Source organism: Acetobacter cerevisiae, from assembly GCF_001580535.1.
GTDB lineage: Bacteria > Pseudomonadota > Alphaproteobacteria > Acetobacterales > Acetobacteraceae > Acetobacter > Acetobacter cerevisiae.
Genome location: NZ_LHZA01000096.1, coordinates 1 through 11369, shown reverse-complemented (window position 1 = coordinate 11369; position 11369 = coordinate 1). Strand labels below are relative to the sequence as shown.

Here is an 11369-nt window from a genome sequence, read left to right as displayed (position 1 = left end):
AACCCCGGGACCAAACACCTAGAGAGTGCTTTAGTTACAGCCTCATGATCATGGATGAGTTTAAATTTTCGCCCCGTAGCGCTGATGCCGACACGGTTCCGGAATTCTTCTGATGAAAGAAGGCGGGACATAGTTGACCACGGAATATTACCATCAGGAAGTTTCTTGGCATTGCCAAGCAAATGCTCGACCTCCGCTCCGACATTAATCTTGCTACTTTGTCCTGTTCGTTCTGAAAAATTCAACTTAGCTCTATCATTCCAATCAATTTGGCCGACGCCCCCCTGAGATCCAGTGTGTCGCCGGAACAGTATCTGATTAATAACCTTCTGATTTTCCTCAATTTGACAGGTTAAAGCTTCTGGAATTTCAGCCTTATTTGCGAGTTCTTCAAAATATAACCTTAGCTCGGGGCTAGGCGCACGCTTAGGGTCTAGGAGGAGCTTAAGGCAAGTGATTCGTCGATTGCCGTCGAAAACCACATATACCCCCTCAAAAGGACGAACCAGAGGGGGGTCGAACACTGTGCCAACGGCCGCGATGTCGGCCGCCAAATTGCGCATTCGAGACTCATGGAGGCGGAACAGTTCTGCTATAGCCAAGTCCTCACTGCCAACCTCTCCGTGACGATCATTGGCGCGATTTACACGTAAAATATCAATATTCAGTTGTTCAAAAATCATGGCTTACCTTTTAAATATCATGCTATTTTTATCGAGATATTACATGGAAAATCATTTTATGCACGATTGTTGTAATCAATTACATTAGAAAAATGACGTTTCAGTTTTCTTGTCGCCGGCTCATTTTTTTGCCGCCACTGGGACCTGCGCAGAAATCCGTCCCGCCTTAATCGTCGCACAAAACGCTTTCCAGTCCGCTTTGGTCTGGTCGGCGTAGGCGGTGGAGAAGGTGGTGATGGCGTCGGCAAAGGCGCGGCCTGCGCCGAGGTAGCCGGAAAGGGTGGCGACGTCGCCAGAGCGGGCGTGGGCGCGGGCCAGTGTGCGGCCACACAGCAGGGCATAGTCTGGTAGGCCAATCTGGGCGAATTCCGCGCCAATGGCGGCCAGTCGCTGGTCTTTTAGGCGGCGGACGTAAAACTGGCGCTGGCCGGTGGGCTGGGTGCCGGTCTCACCGTCCACTTCATCCGTGCCGCCGCTATGCGTCCAGCCCAGAAAAGCGTCAGATGCCGTCTGCATAATCCGCTGCCCCGTCACCACCCGTTCACCCTGATTACGGAACGGGGAGGGGGCCAGATACGGGGCCAGAACAGAAGTTTGCGCTTCCTTGATCTGGAGCAGCAGAACCTCATTATCCGCCGTGGCAAACAAACCAATGGCACAGAAGGTGCCCACGCTACCCACGCCCACAACTTTAAAAATCACGTCCTGCAACGTGTAGCGGGAAAGCAGAATGGCGCGTTCCGGCGGCTGGGTGGCGAGGTAGCGGGCAAAGGCGGCGCGGATCGTGTCATCCTGTTCGGGCAGGCGCACCACCAGTGGCGGCTTCTCCGTCAGGCGCGGGGTGCCGCAATCCTCCGCGACAAGGCCGAAGTGGCTGCGGGCACTTTCCAGCCGCGCATCCAGCAGGCTTTGAACCTTTTTGCGGGCCTGCTTGTCCTGAAAACCGGCAATGGCGGCGGAAAGGTCAATGCGTTCGGCCCAGATGGCCAGCGGGTTCAGCGGAGCGAGTTTCGCCATTTCCTGCGCATACGTCTGGGCCATGGTGCGGGCCAGCGCGCGGGAGGCATTTTCGGACAGGCCGCCTTCACGTCCGGCCAGCACCAGAGACGTGCCTAAACGCTTCACGTCCCATTCAAACGGGGCGGAGAGCGTTTCATCAAAATCATTGATGTCAAAAACAGGGATGCCTTCTGGCGAGGCATAGCTGCCAAAGTTGGCCAGATGGCAATCGCCACAGCTCTGCACTTTGGGGCCAGCAGAGAGCGTTCCGGCCAGATCCGACGCCATCACCGCAGCCGCCCCACGCAGAAAGGCGAAGGGAGAGGCCGCCATGCGTGCATACCGCACCGGCAACAGTGCGGTGATGCGGTGTGTGCCCTGTTCCATAAGGATGGAAACCGGGTCCTTCCTGTTTTTAGGGGGCTGCCACTCTGCCTGTTTGGTGCGGGGCGCGCTCTTGCGGAGCTTCACGCCCTCAGCATGGCGAAGGGCGCGGGGGCGGAGGTTGGCGGGCTGGACCGTGGGGGCAGATGTCATAAGACAAATTTAGACACAGCCCGAAGGCCATGCCAACATGTGAACGCCCTAGCCGGTCAGCTATGCGCCGCGTTCACTGCAAACGCGGCCTTGCTCAGGGCTTTGCGGTTTAACCGGAGATTTTCAGATTGACGTAGAAGTTGCGCCCCTGTTCCGGGTAGCCGCCCACCATCTGGTAATTCTGGTCCAGCAGGTTGGAGGCATTCGCGCCAATCTGCACGTTGGGGGTAATCTGGTAATCCACACGGGCGGAGATGTTCACGTTATGCCCGGTGCGGAAGTAGGTTGTGCCCATGGAGTTCATGGTCCAGCGGTTGGAAGAAATCGCCACGTTCGGCACAAAGCGCAGTTTTTTGATGGGCGACCATTCCACATAGGCAAATGCCTTGTGAGACGGCACATCCGTAGGCCGGTAACGTGGGGAGGACCCCGGCGCGCTCACATCCTGATGCGTATAGGTATAGTTGCCGCCAATCAGCAGATCTTTCCGTACCGGAATAGCCAGAGAAATTTCCGCCCCGGCATAGTTCCCGCTGTTGATGTTCCGGCTCTGGGAGACGGTGGTGCCGTTATACTGCACAGGGAAGGAGGCAATCAGGTCTGTCAGGTGGGAATAGAAAAGAGCTCCGGAGACCTCGATATTTCCAAAGGTATGAGACCCGCCCAGCTCATAGTTCTGCGCGCGCTCCGGGCGCAGGCCGGGGTTGGAAACCGCGCCGCCAAAGCGAGTGCTGAAGCGCTCAAACAACGTGGGGAAACGCACTCGGTCGGACACGCTGATATGCAGTTCAGACACTTTATCCGGTCGCCAGCTCAGGCGGGCCTGCCCGTTGGGCGCGCCCCGGTTGCGGGTGGGGTAATGGATAATCCCGCCGGAATAGCCCTGCGCCTTGTCCAGCACGCGCCAGTCATAACTGACGCCGGTTGTCAGATCGAGGTTGGGCAGGAAGCGGAACACGTTTTCGCCCGCAATGCTGTAGCTTTCCTCAACCGAGCTGACGGTGGGTTGATAAGCCCCGCTGGGAAAAACCTGCTCATTTTCGGAATGTTCATCCCGACGACCATAGAACGCAATGCCCAGCGTATCCTGCCGGGAAAGTTCGGCATCCAGGCGGACGTTCCCGCCCCAGGCTGTGTCATTATAATAGCTGTTGAAGGCTTTGGCTTTTGTCTGGGTATTCAGGTCAGCGTTATCAAAACTTCTGAGAAGATTATAGAAGGTATTGCGATACAGGCGGGAGCGCAGGGTCAGCCGGTCGCCCAGTTTGGTGCGGGAGGTGAGGGAGAGGCTATCCAGATCCCACGCGGGCCATGTCCAGTCCTTCTGCGCGCTGACAGAGTCCGTCACACTGAAGGGCGCGCGTTTTTCACCGCTCTGGCGGGTGTAGTTAATGGTGTATTCGTCGGTGGCGTTCGGTGTGTAGCCGACCTTAAAGTTTACGCGCCAGTCTTCAGAATCTGTCAGCAGGCGTTTGCCTTTGCCCTGTGAGGGCGTGGGGTCATAATTGGAGGAAAGGTCGGTATGGTCCACGTTGTTGATGGCAAAGTTGGCCTGCGCGTACCATTTTTCATGTTTAGTGCCTATCAGCCCGAACACGTTATAGCCTGAATAGCCGCCGTCATGCCCCAGCATGGAGCCGCCGCGCAGTTCGCCTTCCAACTCCTTGTGGGGTTTTCTGGTCACAAGGTTGACCATGCCGCCCATGGCGTCCGGCCCATCCAGCACGGAGGCATAGCCTTTGGCGACCTGAATTTCCGCAATATCCGGTGTCAGAAAACGCCCGTAATCCAGCCGGTTATCCGCAGGTAGATAAATGCGGATGCCGTCCACCATTAGCGGGACCTGAAAGCGGTTAAACCCACGGACCAGAATGGTGCGCTCATTCCGTGTGCCGCCGGTGTTGGCAGAGTTCACACCGGGGATCAGGTTGGCGGCTTCATCCAGCGTGTTTTTATTCAGCGTATAAATGGCATCGGCAGAAAGGGTGGAATTGCCGACCAGCGCATTCCGGTGCGGGGTGCCGTAGACCGTAATTTCACCGGGGCCGTAAATGTCAGAATTGGAGCGGTTCGCCACCACGCTGTTATAGGTGGGCGTGCCGGTTGTCAGCGCATCATAGGCGCTGTCAGCCCGCGTTTGCGGTAATGCTGGCGGAGCGGAGGGTGTGGGTTTGGAAGCCTTCTTTTTAACCTGATGCAGGTTCGGCGTCGCACTCAGCGGAGAGGTTTCGGCAAAGGCCGCGCTTGCAACGGTGGAGAGCAGGCTGGCCAGTGTCACGGCAGAAAGGGTGCGCGTGGTCGCCGGGAGGAAGGCTTTCATTTAGGGTAAGGGTCCTTTATCAATATTTCTGCATATATAATATTCGACCGTATATAGATGGAGCATGAAGCGTATGGCAATTGGGAAACAGTTTGCGTTAAAGGCTGTGATAATTTTGTCACTGGGGCTGATAGTTGAAGGCGGCGTGTCGGGTTTGCTGTGTGCGCCTGCGCAGGCTCAGCAGGCGGCGCAGAGCCAAAATGAGCATGCCGGTCATGGCGGCCACGGCATGCAGAATTGCCCGAAAGAGGTCGCCCCTCTGCCAGATGCGCTGAAGGGCTGGACGGGGCCAACGTCTGTGACAGCCGCCGCAACGGCAGGCGAGCTGGACGGTATCAAACTGACAGCTGGCAAGGCCGTGGCCGCGCAACTCCGCTCCACAGCCGACATGCATTATGCCGTGCGGCCCGAGCAGCCGGGTGGCAAGGTGAGTTCCGGCGGCATGTTTGCGTTTGATGTGCCTGCGGCGGGCACTTATCGGGTCATGCTGGGCAGCCGGGCCTGGCTGGATGTGGTGCAGGATGGCAAAACCATTGTCTCCTCCGGCCATAATCGCGGGCCTGCCTGTAGCGGCATTGGCAAGATGGTAGATTTCCCGCTGGTTGCCGGACGTGCGGTGATTGAAGTCAGCGGTAGCGGCAAGCCGGATATGACGCTGATGGTGATCCCGACCCCATGAGGTCAGCCGGTTCTGTCGTGCGTCTTCTGGCGGGTGTATGTCTGGCGTCAGTTTTCTGGAGTGCAGGGGGAACCGCTCGGGACGCGCAGGCTGCGACCGTGCCGGAGGTCCCGGCCCCCAATGCGGCACCCTTGTCAGAGGACGAGGTGCGTATCCAGCTTGGGCGACGTTTGTTTTATGATGCCGATCTCTCGGGCGATGGCAGCATGGCCTGCGCCTCCTGCCATGAGCAGCGCCACGCCTTTGCGGACGGAATGCCGACGCATGCGGGCATTACGGATGATGCCGGGGTGCGCAATGTGCCCTCACTGGGGAATGTCGGCGCGTTGAAAACGCTGACATGGCTGGATCAGCACATCACCACGCTGGAACAGCAGGTTGCCACGCCGGTCTTCGGGCACGGTCCGGTGGAAATGGGTATGCTGGACTGGGCGACGTTGCTGCATCGCGTATCTGGTGATGCCTGTTATCAGAAGCTCTTTGCGCGCGCTTTCAAAAATAAAAACGGACGCATTGATGCCCGCACCGTGCCGGAAGCTCTGGCAGCGTTTGAGCGCACACTTATCTCGCAAAACAGCGTGTGGGATCAGGCGGAGAAGAAACAGGCCCGTTTGCCGGATGATGCGCAGCGCGGGGCGGCGTTATTCTTCGGGCAGGCGCACTGTGCGTCCTGCCATAGTGGCCCTTTGTTGACCGATCAGTCTTTTCACAGCATCAATTCCGCCCATCCGGCACGGGTCAGAACGCCGTCGTTGCGCAATGTCGGGGTGACCGCGCCCTATCTGCATGATGGCTCAGCCCCCACGCTGAGCTTGGCTCTGGAGGCGCATACACACAGTCCGGCCTTATCTCGGGGGGAGGAAAAAGCGCTGGAGGCCTTCCTTCAGACGCTGACAGACCCGAGCTTTCTGCATAATCCGGCATTTTCCCTGCCGCCGGAAGGCTGCCCCCTCTAGGGCACGCTCCGCACCATACGCGCCCGCCAAGCCTGCTACGCCCTGCCTTTTGGAAAGAACAGGGCAGCTCTGCGCAGGGTTTTCTTGCGCGAACATGCAACTTTCCTGGCGGCCAGGTGTTCAACATAAAGCCTGTTTATGATGTCATGACGACAAACGCTTTGTCGCGTGGGGTGTGCTAATGCCACACCCGGGCAGAACGCGACGACATTTCAGGCGCATGCATCGGAAATGTTTCGCACTAGAACCGCGTTCGTGTCGTCGAGACCAGGTTTTGAAGGCGCGTACGTTCTGAGAATGGAGTATGGGCCTCGTGGGCGCACTGGATCCCTTATTTCTGGCACGATTGCAATTTGCATTCACTGTCGGATTTCATATTGTTTTTCCCGCTTTTTCTATCGGGCTAGCCGCGTTTCTGGCGGTATTGGAAGGCCTGTGGCTTAAAACCGGCCGGCAGGTTTATCTGGACCTGTTCCGCTACTGGCTGCGGGCGTTTTCTATTGTTTTTGGCATGGGCGTGGTCTCCGGGCTGGTCATGTCGTACGAATTTGGCACCAACTGGGCGCAGTTTTCGCAAAAAGTCGGGCCTATCCTCGGGCCATTGCTTGGTTATGAAGTGATGACCGCCTTCTTTCTGGAGGCAGGCTTCCTCGGCATCATGCTGTTTGGCATGAACAAGGTTGGCCGGAAGCTGCACTTTTTTGCCACCTGCGTGGTCTCACTCGGCACGTTGATTTCCATGAGCTGGATCCTCTCTTCCAACTCATGGATGCAAACCCCGCAGGGCTACGCCATTGAGCCCGGAACAGGCCGCTTTATCCCGGCAGACTGGTGGGCCATTGTCTTCAACCCCTCCTTCCCGTTCCGCCTTGTGCATATGGCGCTCGCCGCCTTCCTGTGCGTGGCGTTTGTGGTCGGTGGTGTAGGCGCATGGCATCTGCTGCGGGCCAGGCGGGCAGGGCATGCCCCGACGGAAGCCGTTAAGGTCATGTTCTCCATGGCCATGTGGATGGCGGCCATTGTCGCTCCGCTGCAAATTCTGGCGGGTGATACGCAGGGTTTGAATACGCTCAAATATCAGCCAGCCAAGATTGCCGCCATGGAGGGGGACTGGGACAGCCAGAGCCGCGCGCCGGAACTGCTGTTTGGTATTCCGGACATGGAGCATGAAACCACGCGGTATAAAGTGGAAATCCCCCTGATGGGCTCCCTTATTCTGACGCACAGCCTTGATGGCAAAGTGCCGGGCCTGAAGGATTACCCTAAGGACCAGCGTGCGCCGTCTTACGTGGTGTTCTTCACGTTCCGCATCATGGTGGCGCTGGGGATGCTGATGGCGGTGCTGGGCGTGTATTCGCTCTGGCTGCGCTGGCGCAAACGCCTGTGTTCGGATGTGCTGTTGCAGCGGTTTGCGCTGGTTATGGCACCTGCCGGGTTTATTGCCATGCTGTGCGGCTGGGTGACGACGGAAGTCGGGCGGCAGCCCTTCACCGTCTACGGCCTGCTGCGCACGGCAGACAGTGCCTCGCCGGTGGCGGGGGGGAGCATTGCTTCCACGCTGATTGTTTTCGTTATTGTGTATTTCATCGTTTTTGCGTCGGGCATCAGCATTCTTCTGCGTGGCTTTGCGCAGGAACCGCATGTGGGTGAAGTCGGACCGGATGCGCATGATCCGCAGCGTGCCGCCTCCATGCAGGCTGCCGTTTCCAACACAGCCGCCGCAGGCGAAACAGGGAAGGATAGCTGATCATGGATATGACCGGTGCGGCCTATTGGCTCCCCATTGTCTGGGCGGTTCTCGCGGCCATGGCCATTTTCATCTACATCGTGCTGGATGGATTTGACCTTGGGCTTGGTATTCTCTTTCTTGCCGAGCCGAACAAGACCTATCGGAACGTGATGGTGCAAACCATCGCCCCCGTATGGGACGGCAACGAGACATGGATGATTTTTGGCGGGGCTGCGCTGTATGGCGTGTTCCCCAACGCCTACGCCACCATCCTGCCTGCGTTATATCTGCCTGTTCTGATCATGCTGTTTGCGCTGATCATGCGTGGGGTGGCGTTTGAATTCCGCTCCCGCATGCACACGCAGCGGATGCGGGATTTATGGGATGTCGGGTTCTGTGGCGGCTCCCTTGTGGCGTCTGTCATGCAGGGCGTTATTCTCGGCACGCTGGTGTCTGGCATTCATGTTGAAAACAATGCCTTTGTCGGCAGCGGGTTTGACTGGCTGGCTCCGTTCCCGCTGTTCTGCGGTCTGGCTGTGGCTTGTGGCTACACGCTGCTGGGCGCGACATGGCTGGTCTGGCGGACGGAAAACACGTTGCAGGACACCATGCGCAAGTGGTCCGGCATTCTCTCCATCGCCATGCTGGTGATGATTGCCGGTGTCTCGTTATGGACCCCGGCGCTGCATGCAACATACATGCAAAACTGGACGGACTGGCCCCGTATTCTCTTTGTCGCTCCGGTGCCGGTCGCGGTGATTGCTCTGGCGGTGGTCATGTTCATGGCGCTGCGCCGCAAGGTGTCTCGTCGCATCCCGTTCTTCTGTGCGCTGGGCTGGTTTTTCCTGTCCTTCTCCGGACTGGGGATTTCCATCTGGCCGTATATCGTGCCGCCGGGTATGACCATCTGGGATGCATCGGCTCCGCCATCCAGCCAGGCGTTTCTGCTGGTGGGGGCTGCGGTGCTGATCCCGCTGATCCTGTCCTACACGGCGTTTGCCTACCATGTGTTCCGTGGCACGGTGAACGAGCATAGTGAGAGCTACCATTGAGGGAGATGACCATGCAGCACACAGCAGAACGCCCCCTGTGGCTCCGGCTGCTCTGGTTTGTGGGGCTGTGGGCAGGGGGTGTTGCCGCGCTTGGCGTTGTGGCCGGGGCGCTGCGGCTCCTGATCCATCCGTGATCTGAGGCAGATTTTTGCCTCTTCAGCAGGGCGCGTTCGCTTTTTCCGGCGGACGCGCCCTGTCTGTTTTGGGCAGACCTGTTGCTTTGTGAAAACTGTCCTGACTATTGTTGCGACACCATTCCCTTTCTCCGAGGCAGGACACACACAATGCGCACAACACAGACAACAGGCCGGTGCAGCACGCTACAAGACGGAGGGCTGCGCAGTTTGCGGCAGGGCCTGCTGGTCTGTGCAGTCTCTTTTGCCGCTCTTGCGGCGGGGCTGGGTGGGCCGCAGGGGCTTTCCAGCGTAGCGCAGGCCGCTGATGTTTCCCCCTCTGTTTATGCGCCGATCAGCCCTCAGCGGATGTCAGATGCCATGAAGGTGCTGGGGTCTGATGCGTTTGAAGGCCGTGCTCCCGGTTCTCCGGGGGAGGCGCGCACCGTGGTCTGGCTGATTGAGCAGTATAAGCAGATTGGTCTGGAACCGGCTGGCGAGAATGGTGGCTGGACGCAGCGCGTGCCGTTGCAGCACACCCGCGTGGGGAAGCCTGATCTCCTGCAGGTGGCCTATGCCAAAAATACCCTGCCGCTGGAGCAGACGAAAGACGTCTATTTCACCACCGGGCGAGGTGTGGACCGTCTGAAAATCCAGAACGCGCCGCTGGTCTTTGTTGGTTATGGCGTACATGCGCCCGAGCGTGGATGGGATGATTTCAAAGGCGTGGATCTGAAAGGCAAGATTGCCGTTTTCCTGATTAACGACCCGGATTTTGACGCCAAACCGGATGAGGCCGTGGCCGGCAAATTTGGTGGCCGCGCCATGACCTATTATGGCCGCTGGACCTACAAATATGAGGAAGCCGCACGACGTGGTGCGATTGGTGCGCTGATTGTGCATGACACGGCGGGGGCGGCTTATGAGTGGTCCACAGTGATTGCACCGGGTGGTGAATCCTTTGACATTGCCCAGAGCGGTGAGAACCAGCCGGTGCTGATGCAGGGCTGGATTTCCACCCCAGCCGCCACAAAGGTTTTTGCGCAGGCCGGGCTGGATCTGCCCGCGCTGCGGGTGCAGGCGCGGCAGGCGTCTTTCAAGCCGGTTACGCTGCCAAAGGCCCGCTTCTCACTCGATGCGCCGGTCGAGGTCTCACATCTGGAAAGCCAGAACGTGCTGGGCAAGCTGACCGGCAGCAAACACCCGGATGAAACCGTGATGTTCGGCGCACACTGGGATGCGTTTGGCATGAGCAAGGATGCGCAGGGCCATGAGGTGATCCGCCACGGTGCGATTGATGATGGTTCCGGTGTGGCGGGTGTTCTGGAAATCGCCCGTGCGTTCAAGGCCGGTCCGCAGCCGGAGCGTACGGTGATGTTTGCCTCATGGACTGCTGAGGAACGCGGCCTGCTGGGTTCGGCATGGTATGCCGCGCATCCTATGGCCCCGCTGGAAAAAACGGCGGCGAATTTCACTATGGATGTGTTGCAGATGGCCGGTCCGTCCCACAACGTCTTTATGGTGGGGGCAGGGCAGGACACCGTGCAGGATGACGTGGCTGCGGCGGCGGAAAAACAGGGTCGTGTCATGCTGCCGGAAGCCATGCCGGAGCGTGGGGCCTTTTACCGTGCCGACCATCTGCCGTTTGCCCGCGCCGGTGTGCCGGTGGCGGCTCTTATGGATATGGCGGGCTACCCCGATCTGCTGAAAGGCGGTGTGGAAGCCGGGCGGAAATGGTTGCAGGATTATATGGTCTGCTACCATCAGGCCTGTGACGCATGGAGCCCGGACTGGGATGTGCGCGGGGCAGCGGAAGATGTGGCGCTGCTGTATACTGTTGGGCGCAATCTGGCATTTTCGCAGAATTGGCCGCAGTGGAAGCCGGGTTCAGAATTTGCCGCAACGCGCGCGAAGAGTGCTGCTGTGCGGGGTGGTCAGTAAGGCGATTTAAAACCTGGCAGACTGTCTTTTTAGCCCGTCTGCCAGTGGTAATCCTGCCACGCAAAGCAAGGAAGCTATCGTGTTTTTCGGCAGCTTCCTGCAACGTTATCAGGCAGGCGTTTTGGCCGTGTGCTGCGTGCCGGACTTGTCGGTAATATACAGCAGAGCGACTGGCCCCTGTGTGTCCTGCCGGTGCCATGAGCTGCCGGGCACAAAGAGAACGTCGCCTTTTTTGCCAATAAGGGTGAGTTCCTCGCCGTCTTTTTTCAGAACGACCGTTGTCTGGCCTTCCACAACAAGCAGAAATTCGTCATGCGGGTGTTCTTCCCACGGGGTCGACGCGGATTTCTCACACTTGAG

Annotated in this window: 10 protein-coding genes; 6 read left to right on the top strand and 4 right to left on the bottom strand. The window is 58.5% G+C overall.

Annotated elements, in window-relative coordinates:
• From AD928_RS01915 to AD928_RS01905, 3 genes are all read right to left on the bottom strand, one after another.
• The coding region (locus AD928_RS01915; protein WP_209436635.1) for a ParB N-terminal domain-containing protein at positions 1 to 683 on the bottom strand (683 nt) is incomplete at its 3' end.
• A gap of 120 nt (positions 684 to 803) precedes the next feature.
• Positions 804 to 2219 carry a DUF2252 domain-containing protein gene (locus tag AD928_RS01910; protein ID WP_062247783.1) on the bottom strand — a complete coding sequence of 472 codons (1416 nt, stop codon included), beginning with the start codon at positions 2217 to 2219 and terminating at the stop codon, positions 804 to 806.
• 109 nt (positions 2220 to 2328) lie between these two features.
• Entirely contained in the window at positions 2329 to 4539 is a 2211-nt protein-coding gene (locus AD928_RS01905; RefSeq protein ID WP_062247781.1) for a TonB-dependent receptor plug domain-containing protein, read from the bottom strand.
• 64 nt (positions 4540 to 4603) lie between these two features.
• Here AD928_RS01905 and AD928_RS01900 point away from each other — a divergent pair, with 64 nt between their 5' ends.
• The 6 genes from AD928_RS01900 (at position 4604) to AD928_RS01880 (ending at position 11009) form a co-directional block, all read left to right on the top strand.
• The gene (locus AD928_RS01900) at positions 4604 to 5218 is read left to right on the top strand and encodes a hypothetical protein (protein WP_156470056.1); all 615 of its coding nucleotides are present in this window, start codon (positions 4604 to 4606) and stop codon (positions 5216 to 5218) included.
• A complete protein-coding gene (locus AD928_RS01895) occupies positions 5215 to 6174 on the top strand; it encodes a cytochrome-c peroxidase (RefSeq protein ID WP_082779687.1) in 960 nt (319 codons plus the stop codon). Before AD928_RS01900 ends, AD928_RS01895 begins: the two co-directional genes overlap by 4 nt.
• A gap of 304 nt (positions 6175 to 6478) precedes the next feature.
• On the top strand, positions 6479 to 7921 hold the full coding sequence (locus AD928_RS01890; protein ID WP_062247775.1) for a cytochrome ubiquinol oxidase subunit I: 1443 nt from the start codon (positions 6479 to 6481) through the stop codon (positions 7919 to 7921).
• An 8-nt stretch (positions 7922 to 7929) separates the two neighbouring features.
• Positions 7930 to 8955 carry a cytochrome d ubiquinol oxidase subunit II gene (cydB, locus tag AD928_RS01885; protein WP_062247788.1) on the top strand — a complete coding sequence of 342 codons (1026 nt, stop codon included), beginning with the start codon at positions 7930 to 7932 and terminating at the stop codon, positions 8953 to 8955.
• Positions 8956 to 8966: 11 nt separating this feature from the next.
• A complete protein-coding gene (locus AD928_RS14335; RefSeq protein ID WP_156470055.1) occupies positions 8967 to 9089 on the top strand; it encodes a DUF2474 family protein in 123 nt (40 codons plus the stop codon).
• Positions 9090 to 9239: 150 nt separating this feature from the next.
• The gene (locus AD928_RS01880) at positions 9240 to 11009 is read left to right on the top strand and encodes a M28 family metallopeptidase (protein WP_082779686.1); all 1770 of its coding nucleotides are present in this window, start codon (positions 9240 to 9242) and stop codon (positions 11007 to 11009) included.
• A gap of 108 nt (positions 11010 to 11117) precedes the next feature.
• Here the strand turns inward: AD928_RS01880 and AD928_RS01875 are convergent.
• Positions 11118 to 11369 (bottom strand): cupin domain-containing protein (locus tag AD928_RS01875; protein WP_156470054.1); only part of this gene is annotated, 252 nt, incomplete at its 5' end.